We start from the raw sequence: 19,282 nt of genomic DNA, 5'->3' as shown, positions 1-19,282 counted from the left end.
ACCCCAGCCCACTACCCCTTGCGCCAGACACTCGCCAACCAAGGCTGCTGATCACGTGGCAGCCCGGCTGGCCGGTAGTAATGCTCCAACTCGACAAACCCCGCCGCCGTCAGCAACTTCTGCCACGCCGCCAGATCGTGATACGCGCCAAAGCGCTCACCATTCCAGCCTTCACGGTTGTCCCCACGCGGATTTGAACTGAACAACACACCGCCCGGTTTCAGCGCTCCGTGCAGCTGCTTCAGTACCCGAGGCAATTCCTGAACAGGAACATGAAACAGCACCGCATTGGCAAAAATCCCGTCAAAGCGTTCGGCCGGCAGATCGAGTTTCAGAAAGTCCTGCTGCCAGACCTCGCAGCCGCTGTCCTCGCGAGCCATCTGAGCGAACCGTTCCGAACCATCGAGGCCGATAGCGACGTGGCCCATGCGGGTAAACGTTTGCAGATCGCGGCCCGGGCCACAGCCGAAGTCGAGCACGGTGAACGGTGCCGTGCCCTGAATGTGCCGCAATAGCGCGTCGATATTCTGGCTGACATCGTGATCGCGCGTGCCTTCACGAAAACTCTCGGCCACCTGGTCGTAGTGCCCCAGTGTGGTCGTGGTGATCTGTTTGAGGTCGTCGGGGGTGTGTTTCATGGCGGCTGCGTAGGTGAGGAAACATGCACCGACTATAAGCTAAAGATCGTAGCCTGCGGCAGCTCCTACACCGATCCCCTGTAGGAGCTGCCGCAGGCTGCGATCTTTTGATCTTCGTTCAACGCTTGTTCAACACCCGCGCCAACCGATCCCCACCCAACTGAATCACCGCCACCAGAATCACCAGCAACACGATCACCGTGAGCATGATCTGGCTATCAAACCGTTGGTAGCCATACCGGTACGCAATGTCACCCAACCCACCGGCACCAATCGCTCCAGCCATGGCCGAGGAATTGATCATGGTCACCAACGTGATGGTGAAACCACCGACGATTCCCGGCAGCGCCTCAGGCAGCAGCACATGCCAGACGATATGCCAGCGCCGGCAGCCCATGGCCTGGGCGGCTTCGATCAGGCCGTGATCGACCTCGCGCAGGCTAACCTCGGCGATACGGGCAAAGAAGGGCGTGGCGGCGATGGTCAGCGGCACTACGGCAGCCCAGACGCCGTAGGTGGTGCCGACAATCAAGCGAGTGAACGGGATCAGCGCGACCATCAGAATCAGAAACGGGATCGAGCGGAACAGGTTGACGAAGGCCCCCAGTGCACGGTTCAGCGCCGGTGCTTGGTAGATACCGCCCTTGGAACTGGTGACCAGAATCACCGCCAGCGGAATGCCCGCCAACAGCGCGATCAACGATGAGACGCCGACCATCAGAAAGGTGTCGATGACGCCCTGCAACAATCGATCAAACCACATAACCCAGCACCTCCACGTGTTGCGCCCAGTGACTGGCGCGCTGGTGTAACTCTTCAGCACCTAAGGACGAGCCGGTCACTGCCAACAACAATTGCCCGAGGGCATGCCCCTGAATCCGTTCGACGCCGCCTTGCAGCAAGCGCACTCGCCCGCCCAACGCGCTGAACAACGCTGCCAGGTCTGGCTCATCATTGCTGTTGCCGGTGAGCTGCAAGCGCAGCACTACCGCGGATTCCGACGATTGCGGTTGTACCTGCAAACGGCTTTGCAGTTCTTCCGGCAAGCCATGTTGCAACGGCGCCAGCAGAGTTTTGCTGACCTCGTGCTGCGGATTGCCAAACACTTCCCAGACCGGCCCTTGCTCAACAATTCGCCCATGTTCGAGCACCACTACCCGATCGCAGATATCGCGGATCACCGCCATTTCGTGGGTGATCAGAATGATCGTCAGTCCGAGGCGTTGATTGATCTCGCGCAGCAGTCCGAGGATCGACTGCGTGGTCTCTGGGTCAAGCGCCGAAGTGGCTTCGTCGCAGAGCAGAATCGCCGGGTCGTGCACCAGCGCCCGGGCGATGCCGACGCGCTGTTTTTGCCCACCCGAGAGCTGCGCCGGGTAGGCCTTGTGTTTGCCTTGCAGGCCGACCAGTTCCAGCAGTTCACGCACCTTTTTTTCACGCTCGGCTTTCGGCACGCCCGCGACCTTGAGCGGCAGCTCGACGTTCTGCCACACGGTTTTGGCCGACATCAGGTTGAAGTGTTGAAAGATCATGCCGATCCGCCGACGCAGGGCCACCAGACGGTCCTCGTCGAACTCGCCGATGTCTACCTGATCGATCAGCACCCGACCTGTGCTCGGTTGTTCGAGACGGTTGATGGTGCGGATCAGCGATGATTTACCGGCACCGCTGCGGCCGATGATGCCGAACACTTCACCGCGCTGGATCGCCAGGTCGATGCCATGCAGCGCAGCGACAGGGCCTTGTTGGCCGTTGTAGGTTTTACCCAGGCCGATAAAACGCACGTGGGCGCGATTGAGCTCTGGATGCAGTTCAGTCTGTTCGGCGCTGCGAGACGGCGCAATTTCCAGTCGAAGTCGGGCGTTGGCGGCATTCATGGTCAGCCTTCCCAGCCAGCTTGATAGAGCTTGCCGTGGGCTTTATCCAGGGCTGCGCGAACCACCGGCGAATGCTGGTAGATGTCGACGAACTTGATCAGGCGCGGGTCGGTTTTACTTTTCGGCTGGATCACGAACTGGATCACGTATTCCTTGTGATCGAGGCCGTCGAACAGCAGCGCCGAGGTGGCATCGAAGGTCTTGGCCAGACGAATGTAGGCCGGGTAGCCCTGCACCAGATCTGCGTCGTCATAGGCACGCACCAGTTGCACGGCTTCGACCTGAAGGATTTTAAGTTTTTTCGGATTGGCGATGATGTCGTCTTCGGTGGCCTTGTAACCGACCCCCGGTTTAAGGGTGATCAACCCGGCCTTGGCCAGCAGTTGCAAACCACGACCGCTGTTGATCGGGTCGTTGGCGATGGCCACGCTGGCGCCTTCCGGGAGTTCATCGAAGCTTTTGTATTTTTTCGAGTACAGGCCGACGTTGTTGATGATGCCTGGCGCGAACGGCACCAGATCAAAACCGGCGGCGGCCTTGGCGTTTTCCAGAAACGGGATGTGCTGGAAATAGTTTACGTCGATGTCGCCCGAGGCCAGGCTGACGTTCGGCGCAATCCAGTCGCTGAACTCCACCAGTTCGACCTTCAAACCTTGTTTGCCGGCTTCTTCGACCGCCGCTTCCAGCGGGATGGCGAAGGCGGCGGTGGTGCCGACTTTCAGCGGCGCATCGGCGGCGAAAGTCATGGAGCTGAAGAGGCCGAGGGCCAGGGCCAGTGCTTTGACTGGGTGTTTTAAGCGTTTCTTGGTCATGATGGGTTTTCCAGTCAGTGCATGAAATGTGTGGTGTCTGGTCGGGCCTCATCGCGAGCAAGCTCGCTCCCACAGTGGATCTCCAGTGTTCACGCAATCCCTGTGGGAGCGAGCTTGCTCGCGATGCTTTTAGCGTCGGAACGCCGAGCCCGAATGTTGCTGGGGCAAATGCGCCGCTGCGTGAAACAGCTTTTCCCGCAAGGTGCCCTCGTCGTAAGCGGTCTTGTACGAGCCGCGTCGTTGCAATTCGGGAATCACCAGTTCGATGAAATCGACATAGCTTTCCGGGGTGACGATGCGGGTCAGGTTGAAGCCGTCCAGTCCGGTTTCAGCGATCCAGGACTCCAGCTCATCGGCGACCTGCTCGGGCGAGCCGACCACGGTGATGTAGCGGCCACCCAAGGCGTGTTGCTCAAGCAACTTGCGCCGGGTCCAGTCGTTGTTTTGCAGGTTCTTGGTGGCAGACTGGATGGCGTTGCTTTTCACGTACTGGATCGGCTCGTCGAGTTCGTACCCGGAAAAGTCGATCCCGGTCGACGCGGAAAAGTGCGCCACTCCGGCCTCGGCGCTGGCGTAGCTCAGGTATTCGGCGTGCTTGGCCCAGGCCAGCTCCTCGGTTGCACCGACGATCACGTTCAGCCCCATGAAGACCTTGATGTCCTCGGGGTTACGCCCGGCAGCGGCAGCGGCAGCGCTGGCGCGGACTTTGTCCACCTGCACCTTGGTCGAGGCCTTGTTCTGGCCACTGATGAATACGCACTCGGCGTGTTGGCCGGCGAACACCAAACCACGATCCGAACTGCCGGCCTGAAACAACACCGGCGTCCGCTGCGGTGAAGGCTCGCAGAGGTGATAACCCTCGACCTGATAGAACTCGCCGTGGTGTTCGACCTTGTGAACTTTGGCAGGCGTCGCGTAGATCCGCTGCTCGCGGTCATTGATGACGGCATCGTTTTCCCAGCTGCCTTCCCAGAGTTTGTACAGCACTTGCAGGTACTCATCGGCCTGGTCGTAACGTCGGTCATGTTCGACCTGTTCGCTCAGGCCCATGGCTTTGGCGGCGCTGTCGAGGTAGCCGGTGACGATGTTCCAGCCGACCCGGCCCTGGCTCAGGTGATCGAGGGTCGACATGCGCCGGGCGAACAGGTACGGCGGCTCATACGTCAGGTTGGCGGTCAGGCCGAAGCCGAGGTTTCTGGTGACTGCCGCCATCGCCGACACCAGCAGCAATGGGTCGTTGACCGGCAACTGGATCGACTCCTTGAGCGGCACATCAACCGAATGCTGGTACACGTCGTAAACCCCGACGATGTCGGCGATGAACAGCCCGTCGAACAGCCCACGCTCCAGCAATTGAGCGAGTTCGGTCCAGTATTCGACGGTCTTGTACTGGGTCGAGTTGTCCCGTGGATGAGTCCACAGGCCGTGGTTGATGTGCCCGATGCAGTTCATGTTGAAGGCATTGAGCAGGATCTTCTTTTTCGGTTTCAGACGCGGACTCATCAAATCGTTCCCCGCAGTGGCGGGTTTTCATCGTTGAGGTAGTAGTTGCCAATCGCGTGGTACTTCCAGCGCACCGGGTCGTGCAGGGTGTGCACGCGGGCGTTGCGCCAGTGGCGGTCCAGGCCGTGCTCGGCCAGGGTGGCCTGGCTGCCGGAGAGTTCGAACAGTGTGCTGCCGGCCGCCAGGGAGATTTCGGTGCTGATGGCGCGTGCTTCGGCCACGGCAATCGAGGCCGCCGCGATCGTTTCGGCGTTGGTCTCGGCCTGGGCGCGGTCGAGGAATTCTCCCGCGCGTTCAAGCAGTGCTTCAGTCGCGTGCAGGCGAATGCTCAGGTGGCCGAAGCTTTTGATCGTCAGCGGGTCTTCGGTGGCTTTGTCGTTACCGGAGTCGATCCACGGGCGGGTTTTGGTCCGTACGAAATGCAGCGCGTCTTCATAGGCGGCGCGAGCAATGCCGGTGTCGATGGCCGCGTGAAGAATCTGCGCCAGTGGGCCGACCGGTGTTGGACGGTCGAAGGCGCTTTGAAAGGGGATCACGTCGTCAGCTGAAACGTAGACGTCTTCAAACACCACCGAACCGCTGCCAGTGGTGCGCTGGCCGAAACCGCTCCAGTCATCGATGACCGTCAGGCCCTGGCTGTTACGCGGGACGAAGGCCAGTTGCTGGACGCCGTTTTCATCGACCACCGTGGTGGGAATCCGTTGTGCGTAGATCGCCCCGGTGGAGTAGAACTTGCGGCCGTTGATGCGAAAACCGTCGCCATCGGGAGTCAGGCTGGTGACCCGGTCGTGAGCGGTTTTGGTCCCGAGTTCGGCCAGCGCATTGCCGAAGCGCTGACCGGCGAGGACTTCAGCGTACAGGCGCTTTTGCTGCTCGGCCGTACCGTTTACGCGCAGTACTTCGAGGGCATAAAAATGGTTTTGCGGGATCTGCCCCAGGGAACCGTCAGCCCGGGCGATCAGCGCGATGACCTTGGCCAGGGTGACGTTGGAAACGCCCGCGCCACCGAATTCCCTGGGCACGCTGATGCCCCACAGGCCGGAGCGCGAAAAGACTTCCAGTTCGGGGTAGGGCAGGCGTCGTTCACGGTCGCGCAGGGCGCTGTCGCGTTTGAAGTCTTCGGCCAGATCGCTGGCGACGACGAGGGCTTGTTCATCGCTGGTGATGACCGCGACGGGGTGAGAAAGAGTCATGTGTTTCTCCAGAGATCTGGTCAAAAGTGTTCTGGTCGGTCAGATCCAGGAATGGCGGGCTGGTTTTGTGCCGTTCAGGTGATAAGTGCCCACTGCGTGGTACTTCCAGCGCACCGGATCGTGAAGGGTGTGCACGCGCGCGTTGCGCCAGTGGCGGTCTAGGTTGAACTCGGCGAGGGTGGCGCGACTGCCGGCAAGCTCGAAAAGTTTTTCGCTGGCCAGCAACGAGATCTCGGTGGTCAGCACCTTGGCTTCGGCGACGGCAATCGAGGCGCGTGCGGCAGACTCGGCGGTGACCGGCGCGGCACTGACTTGATCGAGCACTTTCCCGGCTTTGCGCAGCAGCGCTTCAGCAGCGTGCAATTCGATTTTCAGTTTGCCAATGTCGGCAATCACGTAGAGGTCATCGCTGGCGCGTTCGACCTTGGCATCGATCCACGGCCGTGCGCGTTCGCGAACGAAGCTGATAGCGTCGTCGATGGCGCCGTGGGCGATACCGGCGTCGATAGCCGCTTGAATCAGTTGAGACACGGCGCCCTGGATATTCGGGCTGTCGTTGATCCGCCAGTTTTCCACCACTAGATCGGCATCGACCCGCACGTTGTTCAGCAGCACGGTGCCGCTGGCCGTGGTGCGCTGGCCGAAGCCCGACCAGTCGTCGACGATGCGCAACCCCGGGGTGCCGCGACGGACGAAGGCGATGACTTGCTTGCCGTCGTCGTTCAGTGCCTTGACCGCGACCCAGTGAGCAAATAGTGCGCCCGTGGAATAAAACTTCTGACCGTTGATGACGTAGCCATCACCGTCGGCGGTGATTCGGGCTTTGAGTTCCAGGGTGTTTTTGGTGCCGCGTTCCGGGCCCGCGTTGCCGATCCGCCAACCGTCCAGCACGCTCTGAAACAGCTGCGTTTTCTGCCGCTCGTTAGCGGTGTGCTGGAGCAGATTGAGAATACCGAAGTGGTTTTGCGGAATTTGTCCCAATGCCGGGTCGGCCGCGGAAATGATCGCGAAGACTTCGGCGATGGTGACGAATGAAACGTCGGGGCCGCCGAACGCTTTGCCAATGGCAATACTGCCCAGGCCACTGCGGGTGAACTGCTCGATCTCCGCCCAGGGCAACTTGCGCTGCTGATCGCGTCGCGCGGCTTGCAGGCGGGCGACCTGAGCGAGTTCGTGGGCTGCTTCGAGGGCTTGTGCGTCGTTGCGCAAAACGTGCGCGGGCAACAACAGCGGGGGAATGTCCAGATCACTCTGGACGTTTGCATCTGCCAGATTAGACATCAGCGCCGCTCCTTGGCTGCACGCAATGCCCTGGCGATTTGCACCGGGGTGATTTTGTTCCTGACCATACCTACCTCACATCTCATGGATAAGCCGCATCGTGCGGCGAAATCAAAATCAAGAATGTCCGGTGGTCCGGTGTATATACCCTAAGCGCGTATAAAAAATTAATAAACTAACTTTTAGGAATATGCATAGAAGGGTGTCGACAGGCCCTGCGGTCTTTAGCATGTGGCCCTGAAAGGGCGGGTGTTAACGCAACCTTGTAGCAGCTGCCGCAGGCTGCGTTCGGCTGCGCAGCAGTCGTAAATCCTGAAATCGCGATTAATCTGAATAGACGTTGCGCCCGATTTTGCGACTGCTGCGCAGCCGAACGCAGGCTTCGCCAGCTGCTACAGGGATCTCATTGGTTGCGGGGTTCAGCACTTCCTGGCCGGGACATTCAGGTAAGGATTGGCGCAGCCGATTTTCAAGGTGCGCGCCGGTGCCCAGCGTGAGTTATTACCCGCCCGGTCGAGGATGCAGTAGGTCACTTCGAGTCGATGGTCTTCACCGGCCTCAAGAATCACCGCCGGCGGCACCCAGACGTTGATCGGTTGGCCGACTTCGCTCGGTTTGATCTTGGGCAGGTCCATGCGCACGTCGCCCCAGCGCAGGGTGATTTCATCGTCAGCCGCCATGTTCAGGTAGGGTTCGATGGTCAACGGCACACCCCGTTTGATCTGGTTCGGGTTGACCCCGTGACGGCGAATCATCTCGGGAATACCCAACGGCTCCAGGCTCTGGTTTTCATCTGCGCAGAGGGTGTGGGGCTGACCGCCCGGGCAGTCGAGTTTGACCTGAACCCGTTTCGCCGCGGACAGCGCGGGGCCCTGCCCGACTTGCATGAGCCGGTAGTGGATGCGCGAGCCGCCGTTGCGGATAAAACTTTCCGGAACTCGCAGGTTAAGTGACTGGCCGATTTCTGCACGGTTGAGCACCTTTGAGGCGACATAGCAGTTGTCCCAGAACAGTTCGATCAGGTCACCTTCGTCCATGCCGGCATAGGGCGGTATCTCGATCAGCAGGTGAGCAGCGGAGGTGATGTTGATGGCGGATCCGGGCGACTGCGTCAGGCTGGGAGCCGCCAGTGCAACGTTGTTCGACATACAGGTCATGAGTGTTCTCCTTGAAACATCGCAGTGAAATCCATTTCGGAAGTGTCGAAGGCGTTAGTGCAGTAGAAGTTCAGGTTGTTCAATATTTGGTAGTGGTAGTTAAATATATTCAGGCGTTGTGAAGTTCCTATTGGTGCCTAGATAAGGGAGTGGTAGGTGGGGTGTCAATAGACGAAAGTTTAGAACTTTGGAATGCCCGGTTATTCAGATATTTCCTACTTGCCGTCAGTGATAGATGGACATGCTGTCCGGCTTTTTCTGAGGCGTTCTCGATATGTGAGCCAGTATTTCCTGAGTTTTATGGCTTTGGGGCGAGTAACGCGTGCTGGAGGTTACGCGACAGGAGGTTGTTGCAGGAGGTATCTATATACCGCTCTTGATAGGGCGGATTAATTGACGCTGAAAGCGGGTGAGTGAAGGGTTATTTCAGTCGGGTATTACGATAAGTGTCACTTCCGTCCGTGGAAGTTGACAGCGGTTAATGCGGTTCTGGCTTGATACGGAACTTCAGGCGTTGAGAAATTTGCTGAGAAATTGCCGGGTTCGTTCTTCTTTTGGATTAGCAAACAACGCCTTCGCTTCACCTTGTTCGACGATCACACCTTTGTCGAAAAACACCACCCGGTTCGCCACATCACGAGCAAAGCCCATTTCGTGGGTGACGATGACCATGGTGCGTTTTTCTTCGGCCAGACCGCGAATGGTCGCCAATACTTCGCCAACCAGTTCCGGATCGAGGGCCGAGGTTGGCTCATCGAAGAGAATCACTTCCGGCTCCATGGCCAGTGCCCGGGCGATCGCCACACGCTGTTGCTGCCCACCGGAAAGCCTGCGCGGGTAAGCATCTTCCTTGCCCGCCAGACCGACCTTGGCCAGCAGTTTTCGACCCAGCGCCAGCGCTTGAACCCTTGGGATTTTCTTCACCACCAAAGGGCCTTCGATGACGTTTTCCAGTGCCGTGCGATGGGGGAACAGGTTGAAGTTCTGAAACACGAAACCGACGTGCTGGCGCAACTGGCGCACCAGGCTCTGCTGCTGGTTCAGCGGGCGGCTGCCATCGATCTCGATGTCGCCGACCTTGATCCGGCCGCTGGTGGGTTCTTCGAGAAAGTTCAGGCAACGCAGGAAGGTGGTCTTGCCCGAGCCGCTAGGGCCGATGATCGCCACCACCTCGCCTTCTTCAACCTTTAGATCGATGCCGTTGAGCACCACTTGACCCTTGAACTGCTTTGTCAGTTTTTCCACGACAATCATGGGGTCAGGACTCCTGGTCGTGCCGATTGACCCGCTCTTCCAACTGGTTTTGCAGGTGCGAAAGCACCGTTGCAAGAATCCAGTAGATCAGTGCGGCGGCAAGATACATGGTGAAAATTTCGAAGGTGCGAGCGGTGATCAGCTGTGCCTGACGGAACAGCTCCGGCACCTGAATGGTCGCCGCCAGCGCGGTGTCCTTGACCAGCGAAATGAAGCTGTTGCCCAGTGGTGGCAGCGCCGTGCGTGCGGCTTGCGGCAGGATGGCCCGGCGCAGGGTCTGCGCACGGGTCATGCCGATACTGGCCGCGGCTTCCCACTGGCCACGTTCGATGGAGCTGATCGCGGCACGGAGGATTTCACAGGCGTAGGCGGCCATGTTCAGCGAGAAGCCGATCAGGGCTGCCGGCAGCGGATCAAGTTCGATGCCCAATTGCGGCAAGCCGTAATAGATCACGAACAGTTGCACCAGCAACGGCGTGCCGCGAAAGAACGACACATAGACGCGGGCGATCCAGCTCACCAGCTTGAAGCGCGAGAGGCGCATCAAGGCCAGGCCAAACCCCATCAACAGACCGAAGAACATCCCGCCCAGGCTGAGGATGACGGTGAAATACGCGCCCTTGAGCAGAAAGGGCGCGGAATCCAGTGCGAGTTGGAAAGCTTCTTCCATTATTGAGTGACGTCAGCGCTGAAGTATTTTTCCGAAAGCTTTTTCAGCGTACCGTCGGCACGCAGCTTGTCGATGGCCTTGTTCACTGCAGCCAGCAGTTCAGGCTCGCCTTTGCGCAGCGCAATGCCGGCTTCCTGACGGGAGAACGCTTCGCCGGCGGCGGCAGTATCCTTGGCCTTTTTGGCGTATTCCAGCGCGGCGAGGCGGTCGATCAGAATGGCGTCGATACGGCCGACACGCAGGTCCTGGAACTTTGTCGGATCATCGTCATAGGTCTTGATGATGGCTTTTGGAACGTTGTCCTTGACCCATTGCTCGTAATTGGTGCCCAGGCCTACGCCGACTTTCTTGCCGGCCAGGTCGGCGGCGGTCTTGATAGTGTCTTTGTTCTTGGTCAGGGTCAGCGCCTGAATCCCTGAAACGGTATACGGCTCAGAGAAGTCGTACTTTTTCTTGCGCTCTTCCGAGATCGTCACCTGGTTGATCACCGCGTCCAGACGCTTGGATTCCAGCGCTGCGAGGATGCCGTCCCATTTGGTCGGTTGCAGTTTGACCTTCACGCCCAGCTCTTTGGCCAGGGCTTCGGAGAACTCCACTTCGAAGCCGGCCAGTTTGCCGTCGGCATCGACGAAACTGAACGGTGGGTAAGTGCCTTCCAGACCGACATTGATCACGCCGGCATCCTTGATTTTTTGCAACTGCTCACCGGCCACTGCTTGCCCCAACAGGCCAGCACCGAGTACCAGGCCCAGCGAGCCCACCAGCAGATTTCGACGAAATGCGGAAAAATTCATGACAAGCCCCTGTGTTTTTTTATGAAGACGTTTTTTGGAGAAGCAGGCAAAACCGGGAACTGAACGACTGCGACATCGTGCCCTAAAAGCAGCGTATGCGTCTCGCGGCAATTGCGCCTGCGGCGGGACTATATGACGGGGCTTTTAGATAGGAAAATAATATAAATTCAGTTTGTTATTCGTTATTAGAATATATGATTTGCCGTTGAAAGATCGCAGCCTGCGGCAGCTCCTACGGGTGTCCGTGCGTAGGAGCTGGCGAAGCCTGCGATCTTTAAAATGCCCCTGCGTAGGCAAACAACGCCGGCGCGCCACCTGTGTGCAGGAAGATGATCGGTCCGTCATTGAAGCGCTGCCGGCCGATACCATCGAGCAAACCGGCCATGGCCTTGCCAGTGTAGACCGGGTCGAGCAACAGCCCTTCCTGGCTGGCCAGCAACTTGACAGCAGCGAGGGTGCCAGCGTTCGGCTCGCCGTAACGCGGGGCGAAATACTCGTCCCACAATTCAACCTTGAAACTCTTCGGCAAGTTCACGCCCAGCAGTTCGGCGGTGCGCTCGGCCAGGCCCTGGACTTTCGGTCGCTGGTCTTCGTCGCTGCGCGAAACGGTGACGCCGATCACCGGCAAGTTCGGCAGTACTTCGCTCAGTGCCAACGCCAGACCGCTGTGAGTTCCGGCGCTACCGGAAGCCAACACCACCGCGGCAAACTCCAGTCCGCTGTCCTCGATTTGCCCGGCCAGCTCCAGTCCGGCCCGTACATAGCCCAACGCGCCCAAGGCGTTGGAGCCGCCAATCGGCACCAGATAGGGCTTCTTGCCGTTGCTGCGCAGACGCTCGGCCAGTGCCTGCAACTGTTGGTCGGCGTTGTCGAGGTTTTCTACCAACTCAACCTTGGCATCGAACAGATCCAGCAGCAGGCGATTGCCGTTACCCAGGTAATTGTGGTCATCGGTGCCGATCGGATTCTCCAGCAATGCGACGCAACCCAGGCCCAGTTTGGCGGCCAGGGCTGCTGTCTGGCGCACGTGGTTGGACTGGATTGCGCCTGCGGTGATCAGCGTGTCGGCGCCTTGCGCAAGTGCGTCGGCGGCGAGGTATTCGAGTTTGCGCAGCTTGTTGCCGCCCATGGCCAATGGTGTCAGGTCGTCACGTTTGACGTAGACATCGCGGCCTAGCCAGGCCGACAAGCGTTCAAGTTTTTCCAGGGCGGTAGCATTGGCGAGAAGGTCTAGACGATTAAAACGAGCAAGCTGTTGTTTGATCATGGGGCCGCACTGGTTGTGGGAGATGACTGGACTATAGGCAGGCCGATTTGCTCGGGCAACCGTCAACATCGCTTATGCCAAAAAGTGCTGAGAACAGCACAATTAGTTCTTAATTCCGCTTTGAACGCATACCGTAAAGTGAATGCCGTTTAGGCGGCCCGACCGTCCGGCCGCAGCACGTGAGGAGTTTTACCGTGAGCCAGCGTTCCAGCCATTGGCAATTACAGACCATCGTCAGCCAACTGCGCACTGCCCGCGACCAGTGGCGAGCACAGAACGGTCGTATCAGCGGCGAGCAGGGCGGGCGTGAGCTGCCATCACGAGCCGCGATGGCGGAGATTCTCGAAGCGCTTTGTGGTGCGCTGTTCCCGATGCGCCTGGGTCCGGTGGACTTGCGTGAAGAGAGCGAAGACTTCTACGTCGGGCATACGCTGGATGTGGCGCTGAACGCGTTGCTGGCTCAGGCGCGGTTGGAGCTGCGCTATGTCGCGCGGCAAAGCGCCCAGGTCGATACCCAAGTCGAGGCGCGGGCGATCAGTCTGATCCAGGATTTCGCCCTGGCCTTGCCGGGCCTGCGCAGCCTGCTGGATTCCGATGTGCTGGCGGCGTATCACGGTGACCCGGCAGCCCGCAGCGTCGATGAAGTGCTGCTGTGCTATCCAGGGATTCTGGCGGTGATTCACCATCGTCTGGCCCACCATTTGTACCGTGCGGGGCTACCGTTGCTGGCGCGGATCAGCGCGGAAATTGCCCACTCGGCGACCGGCATCGACATTCACCCGGGCGCGCAGATCGGCCGTAGTTTCTTCATCGACCACGGAACGGGTGTGGTGATCGGCGAGACCGCAATCATTGGCGAGCGGGTGCGCATCTACCAGGCCGTGACCCTCGGCGCCAAACGCTTCCCGGCCGACGAAGATGGCCAGTTGCAGAAGGGCCATCCGCGCCATCCGATCGTTGAAGACGATGTGGTGATTTATGCCGGCGCGACCATTCTGGGACGGATCACCATCGGCAAGGGCTCGACCATCGGCGGCAACGTCTGGCTGACCCGCAGCGTACCGGCCGGCTGCAACCTGACCCAGGCGAATCTGCAGCATGACGATGGGACGCAGAAGTAGGGCTTCAGAATTTTGCTGACGGGGCTGGCGCTATCGCGGGCAAGCCTTGCTCCTACGGTTGTCGAGTGCGCACAAAAATGTGCTCAACCACAAACCCTGTAGGAGCAAGGCTTGCCCGCGATCGGACGCAAAGCGTTCGTGAAATCAGACGGCTGGATTTTTCGGTCTACTCAGGTCGTGGCATCCAGAAAATTTCCCACAGAACAAACCCTCCACCCCCCGTCATACCCTTCCTGAGCCAGTGTACGAAACGTACCGCCGAGCCTTGCGATTAGTCCTCACAGCCCATCCATGTTTAACTTGAACGTTCATTCAAGTTAAACCGGTGGTTCGCTGCCCGCTCACAACAGGAGGCTAGCCTTTGCTGAGTCCGTTTTTTACTGCCACGTTTTACCCCCTCGAGGTGCACGCTTCATGAGTGCATCATTCACCCCTCCAAGCGGTCAGATCCGCATGAATCCGCCGGTGTTCTACTTCGCGGCGACCTTCATTTTACTGTTCGGCCTGGTGGTCATCGCCTTCCCGCAACAGTCCGGCGCCTGGTTGCTGGCGGCGCAAAACTGGGCGGCCAATACGGTCGGCTGGTACTACATGTTGGCGATGACCCTGTATCTGGTCTTCGTGGTGGTCACCGCCTTGTCTGGCTACGGCAAGATCAAGCTCGGTGCCGACCACGACGAGCCCGAATTCAGTTACCTGTCCTGGGCCGGCATGCTGTTCGCCGCCGGGATCAGCATCACGTTGTTTTTCTTCTGTGTGTCCGAACCCCTGACTCACCTGCTGCAACCGCCTCAGGGAGAGGCCGGTACGGCCGATGCGGCACGCCAGGCAATGCAGATTCTGTTTCTGCATTGGGGCCTGCATGGCTGGGGCGTGTTCGCTTTTGTCGGCATGGCGCTGGCCTACTTCGCCTACCGGCATAACCTGCCGCTGGCCCTGCGCTCGGCGCTTTATCCACTGATCGGCAAACGCATCAACGGCCCGATCGGTTATGCGGTGGATGGCTTCGGCATCATCGCCACGGTGTTCGGTCTGGGCGCTGACATGGGCTTCGGTGTGTTGCACCTCAACTCCGGCCTCGACTACTTGTTCGGCTTCGCCCACACCCAGTGGATTCAGGTCGGCCTGATCACGCTGATGATGGGCGCGGCGATCATTGTCGCCGTCGCCGGCGTCGATAAAGGCGTGCGGGTGATGTCCGACATCAACATGCTGCTGGCCTGTGCACTGTTGCTGTTTGTGCTGTTCGCCGGCCCTACTCAGCACCTGCTCAACACCCTGATTCAGAACCTCGGTGATTACCTCGGCGCCTTGCCGATGAAGAGTTTCGACCTTTACGCCTACGACAAGCCCAGCGACTGGCTGGGCGGCTGGACAGTGTTCTATTGGGCCTGGTGGATCGCATGGTCGCCGTTCGTGGGCCTGTTTATTGCGCGCATTTCCCGTGGCCGGACCATCCGCGAATTCGTCTTCGGCGTGCTGTTGATTCCGCTCGGTTTCACCCTGGCGTGGATGTCGATCTTCGGTAACAGCGCCATCGACCAGGTGCTCAACCATGGCATGAGTGCCCTTGGCATGTCGGCTATCGACAACCCGTCGATGACCCTTTACCTGCTGCTGGAAACTTACCCGTGGAGTAAAACGGTGATCGCTGTCACGGTGTTCATCAGCTTCGTGTTTTTCGTCACATCGGCCGACTCCGGCACCGTGGTGCTCTCGACGCTGTCGGCCAAGGGCGGTAACGCCGATGAAGACGGGCCGAAATGGTTGCGGGTGTTCTGGGGTGCGATGACGGCACTGGTCACCAGTGCGTTGTTGTTCGCTGGCAGCATCGACTCGTTGAAGTCAGCGGTGGTGCTCACCTCGTTGCCGTTCTCGATGATTCTGTTGCTGATGATGTGGGGGCTGCACAAGGCGTTCTACCTCGAATCGCAGAAGCAGATCGCTCAGTTGCATTCGTTGGCGCCGGTCTCGGCATCACGGCGCGGCAAAGGTGGCTGGCGTCAGCGCTTGAGCCAGGCCGTGCACTTTCCATCGCGCGACGAGGTGTACCGTTTCCTCGACACAACGGTGCGTCCGGCAATTGAAGAAGTGACGGCGGTGTTTGCTGAAAAGGGCTTGAACGTGGTCACCCAACCAGACCCGGTCAACGACAGCGTCAGTCTGGAAATCGGTCACGGCGATCAGCATCCGTTCATCTACCAGGCGCAAATGCGCGGTTACTTCACGCCGTCCTTTGCCCGTGGCGGGATGGGCTCCAAAGAGCTCAACAACCGTCGCTACTACCGGGCTGAAGTGCACCTGAGCGAAGGCAGTCAGGATTACGATCTGGTGGGCTACACCAAGGAGCAAATCATCAACGACATCCTCGATCAGTACGAGCGGCACATGCAGTTTTTGCATCTGGTGCGCTGACCGAGGCCGGTCTCAGGCGATGTTCAACGTCATGAACAGCACCAGCGCAGCCACCGGCACACCGAACACCATGAAGCCCACCATCAATTCGGAGGTCAGCGGTTGCCCGGCGGAGATCATGCCGATGGCGCCGTTGATCACCGTCAGTGCCAGCCACAGGACAACAAAGCTGTAGGTCAGGGTCTGGCGGCTGAAACCGAGCTTCTGACCGATAAACAGCATCAGCGCCAGCAGGACCAGGCCGAAGGTGATGATGATTGTGGTGTGCATGATGTATTCCGCCCTTTAGATATGTATTGCCTGTTAATCCGCTTTCGTCGGAACGCCGCCCGGAGCAAGCCCGCTCCCACACTGGATATCCTTTGAACGAAAACTTTGTGTACGACAGAGGCCTAATGTGGGAGCGGGCTTGCTCGCGAAGGGGTCACAGAGCTTTCAAGACAAGCAAATCATCAATCCCGATCCGCTTGGCAAAATCGACCCTTACTCGCTCCGAAACCTCCAACACTTGCGCCGCGCCATCTCCAACAAAATCGATCACCGACCTTGCCGGCCGTGAGCCGCGTGGCAAGCCGACAATCCTGACGATGTCATCGGCCACTGCCTGCGGATTGGCCTCTTCCGGGGTTAGTGCACTGAGGCGTTCGCCGACTTTGTCCATCACCCCGTCATATCGAGCATAGGCGTCGTTGCGCGCAACGTCGGCCGGTTTGCCGGCGCTCGGGAAGTGGTCGGTGCCGCGAGTGAACGCGCCGGGTACCACAATCGAGGTTTCGATGCCAAAGCGGGTCAGCTCGTAGGACATGCTCACCGCCAGCGAATCCATCGCCGCTTTGGCCGCTGCATAAGGGCCCATGAACGGTGGGAAACCGCCCTTGGTCGTGGTGCTGCTGATCCACAGCACCAGCCCCGACGCCTGCGCCCGCATCTGCGGCAACACTGCCCGGCTGACGCGTTGAGCGCCATAGAAGTTGGTGTCGAAGACCTTCATGATTTCTTCGGCGGTGAAGGCTTCAGTCGGGCCGATCACCAGATGCCCGGCGTTCTGCATCACCACGTCGAGACGACCTTGCTCGGCGATGATTTGGGCGACGGTGGCGTCGGCCGAGTCTTGCGACAACACGTCCAGTTCCAGTGGGTGCAATTCCAGGTTCTGCTGTTTGGCCCAGAGTCGAATGCCCTCGGCTCGTGCAGCGTTGCGCCCGTTAATGTCACGCATGCTGGCGTAAACGATATGCCCGGCCTCGGCCAGAGATTCTGCTGCGAGCTTGCCGATACCCGTGCCGGCACCAGTGATGAGAATGACGTTTTTCATGAGATTCACCTTGAGTTTGACGCAGGGGAAAGCCGTCCGCAGACCGAGCGGTTGTTCAGAAAGGCGAGGGCTTAAACCAGTCCGCCATTGGTGCGCAGGATTTGCCCGTTGACCCACGCGGCAGCCGGACTGACCAGGAAGGAAATGACGTTGGCGATGTCTTCTGGCTGACCGAGGCGTTCCAGCGGCGGCATCTTGGCGAAGGTCTGGATTTGCTCTTCGCTTTTGCCGTGCAGGAACAGTTCAGTGGCAACCGGACCGGGGGCCACCGCGTTGACCGTGATGTTGCGACCGCGCAGTTCCTTGGCGAACACCTGAGTCAAGGATTCCACCGCCGCTTTGCTGGCGATGTACACCGCGTAACCGGGCAGGTTCATGGCCACGGTGCTGCTGGAGAAGTTGACGATGCGGCCACCGGCATTCAGGCGGGTCGCGGCTTCGCGCAGGGTATTGAAGGTGCCGCGAGTGTTGATGGCGAAGGTCTGTTCGAACAGTTCATCGCTGTGTTGTGCCAGCGGCAGGACTTTGAGGATCCCGGCGTTGTTCACCAGCACGTCGACTTTGCCCAGTTGCGCTTCGGTCTCGTCGAACATCCGGCGTACGTCTGCTGCGTTGGACACGTCGGCCTTGATCGCTATGGCTTGATGGCCGGCCTGGCGCAGTTCGACGACCAGTTTTGAGGCCTCAGTGGCGCTGCTGGCGTAGTTGATGACGACGGCGAAACCTTCGGAGGCGAGTTGTTTGGCGATCACGGCGCCGATGCCGCGGGAGGCGCCGGTGACGATGGCAACTTTCGAAGTTTGAGTAGTCATGGCGATGATTCCTTTGAAGTGGTGAGGTTGTTTGCTCGGAGTGAAGCCAGATTCACCTGTTTACTCAGGGCGATAAATGCACGAAAGTTGCCTTGACTGTTCAATAATCGCCAACAATCGAGCGGCAGGAGTTCAGCGTGGATCAAGTCAAAGCGATGAAGGTTTTTGTGCGGATCTACGAGCGCAGCAGCTTCACGCTTGCCGCCGATGACTTGAACCTGCCCCGCGCCACGCTGACCCATACCCTCAACCAGTTCGAAGCCTGGCTTGGTACACGTTTACTTGAGCGCAGCACGCGTAAGGTGTGTCCAACGCTGGATGGTGAGGCGTACTACCTGCGTTGCGTGCAGCTGCTGGCGGAGTTGGAGGAGGCTGAGCAGGCGTTTCGTTCGGTGGCGCCGAAAGGGCGGTTGCGGGTCGATTTACACGGCACGCTGGCCAAGTACTTCGTGATCCCGGCATTGCCGCAATTCATCGAGCGCTACCCGGAAATCGAGTTATCCATCAGTGAGGCCGATCGCTTCGTCGACCTGATCGCCGAGGGCGTCGATTGCGTGCTTCGCGCTGGCACCTTGGGGGACTCGGCGTTGATCGGCCGGCGCGTTGCGACCCTGCGCCAGATCACCTGCGCCAGTCCTGCTTACTTGCGTAAATACGGCGAACCGAAAAACCTCGCGGATCTGGCTCACCACCGCGCGGTCAACTACGTCTCGCGCACCACCGCCAAGCTGTTTCCGTTCGAATTCATGGTCGACGGCGAACTCAAGGAAGTCGCCATCGACGGTGCACTGTCGGTCTTCGGTGCGGAAATCTATGCGGCGTCGGCAGTTGCCGGGTTAGGGCTGATCCAATGCCCGCACTACCGCATGGCCGAGCAGATTTCCCAGGGATTGGTGCAGGAGGTGTTGCTCGACACACCACCGCCAGCGATGCCGGTTTCAGTGCTCTATCCACACAATCGACACATGTCGCCACGGGTCCGGGTGTTTGTGGATTGGGTGGCGGAGGTGTTTGCGCAGGCCCGCTAAAAATCAAAAGATCGCAGCCTGCGGCAACTCCTACACCGACCGCATATCCCTGTAGGAGCTGCCGTGTTGTGGTCGAATATTTTTGGACCATGATGTAGGAGCGTCGATTTAAGGAAGCATCATGGGATATCGGGTTGTTACGTCT

The 19,282-nt window shown here is 59.2% G+C and carries 18 protein-coding genes; 3 read left to right on the top strand and 15 right to left on the bottom strand.

All coding sequences use genetic code 11. The features are described from left to right. Positions 1-11: 11 nt before the first annotated feature. The 12 genes from ACIPIN_RS25560 to ACIPIN_RS25505 all read right to left on the bottom strand — a co-directional run bounded on the left by ACIPIN_RS25560 (position 12) and on the right by ACIPIN_RS25505 (position 12,446). Entirely contained in the window at positions 12-638 is a 627-nt protein-coding gene (locus ACIPIN_RS25560; RefSeq protein WP_401123604.1) for a class I SAM-dependent methyltransferase, read from the bottom strand. A 118-nt stretch (positions 639-756) separates the two neighbouring features. Further along, positions 757-1,401 carry a methionine ABC transporter permease gene (locus tag ACIPIN_RS25555; RefSeq protein ID WP_216742771.1) on the bottom strand — a complete coding sequence of 215 codons (645 nt, stop codon included), beginning with the start codon at positions 1,399-1,401 and terminating at the stop codon, positions 757-759. Continuing rightward, positions 1,391-2,515, bottom strand: coding sequence for a methionine ABC transporter ATP-binding protein (locus ACIPIN_RS25550; RefSeq protein WP_401123602.1), 1,125 nt, complete (start codon positions 2,513-2,515; stop codon positions 1,391-1,393). The genes ACIPIN_RS25555 and ACIPIN_RS25550 overlap by 11 nt, the downstream gene beginning before the upstream one ends. A 2-nt stretch (positions 2,516-2,517) precedes the next feature. Next, the gene (locus ACIPIN_RS25545; protein WP_401123599.1) at positions 2,518-3,327 is read right to left on the bottom strand and encodes a MetQ/NlpA family ABC transporter substrate-binding protein; all 810 of its coding nucleotides are present in this window, start codon (positions 3,325-3,327) and stop codon (positions 2,518-2,520) included. A 129-nt stretch (positions 3,328-3,456) separates the two neighbouring features. After that, positions 3,457-4,830, bottom strand: a complete 1,374-nt coding sequence (locus ACIPIN_RS25540) for an LLM class flavin-dependent oxidoreductase (RefSeq protein WP_401123598.1) — start codon at positions 4,828-4,830, stop codon at positions 3,457-3,459. After that, entirely contained in the window at positions 4,830-6,023 is a 1,194-nt protein-coding gene (locus tag ACIPIN_RS25535) for an SfnB family sulfur acquisition oxidoreductase (RefSeq protein WP_401123595.1), read from the bottom strand. Before ACIPIN_RS25535 ends, ACIPIN_RS25540 begins: the two co-directional genes overlap by 1 nt. Before the next feature lie 39 nt (positions 6,024-6,062). Beyond that, on the bottom strand, positions 6,063-7,304 hold the full coding sequence (locus tag ACIPIN_RS25530; protein WP_401123592.1) for an SfnB family sulfur acquisition oxidoreductase: 1,242 nt from the start codon (positions 7,302-7,304) through the stop codon (positions 6,063-6,065). Positions 7,305-7,723: 419 nt separating this feature from the next. Further along, complete coding sequence (locus tag ACIPIN_RS25525; protein WP_401123589.1) at positions 7,724-8,461, bottom strand: hypothetical protein; 738 nt, start codon at positions 8,459-8,461, stop codon at positions 7,724-7,726. 507 nt (positions 8,462-8,968) lie between these two features. Further along, positions 8,969-9,715, bottom strand: coding sequence for an L-cystine ABC transporter ATP-binding protein TcyN (gene tcyN / locus ACIPIN_RS25520; protein ID WP_401123586.1), 747 nt, complete (start codon positions 9,713-9,715; stop codon positions 8,969-8,971). A 4-nt stretch (positions 9,716-9,719) separates the two neighbouring features. Beyond that, entirely contained in the window at positions 9,720-10,385 is a 666-nt protein-coding gene (gene tcyL / locus ACIPIN_RS25515) for a cystine ABC transporter permease (protein ID WP_401123584.1), read from the bottom strand. After that, positions 10,385-11,179: a cystine ABC transporter substrate-binding protein gene (tcyJ, locus tag ACIPIN_RS25510; protein WP_401123581.1), complete on the bottom strand. Its 795-nt coding sequence runs from the start codon at positions 11,177-11,179 to the stop codon at positions 10,385-10,387. Before tcyJ ends, tcyL begins: the two co-directional genes overlap by 1 nt. Before the next feature lie 274 nt (positions 11,180-11,453). Beyond that, positions 11,454-12,446: a D-cysteine desulfhydrase gene (locus tag ACIPIN_RS25505; RefSeq protein ID WP_401123578.1), complete on the bottom strand. Its 993-nt coding sequence runs from the start codon at positions 12,444-12,446 to the stop codon at positions 11,454-11,456. A gap of 194 nt (positions 12,447-12,640) precedes the next feature. On the opposite strand from ACIPIN_RS25505, the gene epsC reads away from it, so the two are divergent. Together epsC and betT are read left to right on the top strand one after the other, a co-directional pair. Continuing rightward, positions 12,641-13,567 carry a serine O-acetyltransferase EpsC gene (gene epsC, locus ACIPIN_RS25500; protein WP_401123575.1) on the top strand — a complete coding sequence of 309 codons (927 nt, stop codon included), beginning with the start codon at positions 12,641-12,643 and terminating at the stop codon, positions 13,565-13,567. 453 nt (positions 13,568-14,020) lie between these two features. Beyond that, complete coding sequence (betT, locus tag ACIPIN_RS25495) at positions 14,021-15,982, top strand: choline transporter BetT (protein WP_401123649.1); 1,962 nt, start codon at positions 14,021-14,023, stop codon at positions 15,980-15,982. A gap of 12 nt (positions 15,983-15,994) precedes the next feature. Here betT and ACIPIN_RS25490 read toward each other — a convergent pair whose 3' ends face one another. From ACIPIN_RS25490 to ACIPIN_RS25480, 3 genes are all read right to left on the bottom strand, one after another. Next, positions 15,995-16,252 carry a hypothetical protein gene (locus tag ACIPIN_RS25490; RefSeq protein WP_401123573.1) on the bottom strand — a complete coding sequence of 86 codons (258 nt, stop codon included), beginning with the start codon at positions 16,250-16,252 and terminating at the stop codon, positions 15,995-15,997. A gap of 154 nt (positions 16,253-16,406) precedes the next feature. After that, positions 16,407-17,297 carry an SDR family oxidoreductase gene (locus tag ACIPIN_RS25485; protein WP_401123570.1) on the bottom strand — a complete coding sequence of 297 codons (891 nt, stop codon included), beginning with the start codon at positions 17,295-17,297 and terminating at the stop codon, positions 16,407-16,409. A gap of 71 nt (positions 17,298-17,368) precedes the next feature. Next, entirely contained in the window at positions 17,369-18,109 is a 741-nt protein-coding gene (locus ACIPIN_RS25480) for an SDR family oxidoreductase (protein WP_401123569.1), read from the bottom strand. A 137-nt stretch (positions 18,110-18,246) separates the two neighbouring features. Here ACIPIN_RS25480 and ACIPIN_RS25475 point away from each other — a divergent pair, with 137 nt between their 5' ends. Beyond that, the gene (locus tag ACIPIN_RS25475) at positions 18,247-19,137 is read left to right on the top strand and encodes a LysR substrate-binding domain-containing protein (protein ID WP_401123567.1); all 891 of its coding nucleotides are present in this window, start codon (positions 18,247-18,249) and stop codon (positions 19,135-19,137) included. Positions 19,138-19,282 lie beyond the last annotated feature (145 nt).

Origin of the sequence: Pseudomonas sp. NPDC087697, assembly GCF_044743155.1 — a bacterium.
In the GTDB taxonomy this organism is placed as follows: domain Bacteria; phylum Pseudomonadota; class Gammaproteobacteria; order Pseudomonadales; family Pseudomonadaceae; genus Aquipseudomonas.
The sequence above is the reverse complement of the archived record's forward strand: the minus strand, read 5'-3'. Positions and strand labels throughout refer to the sequence as shown.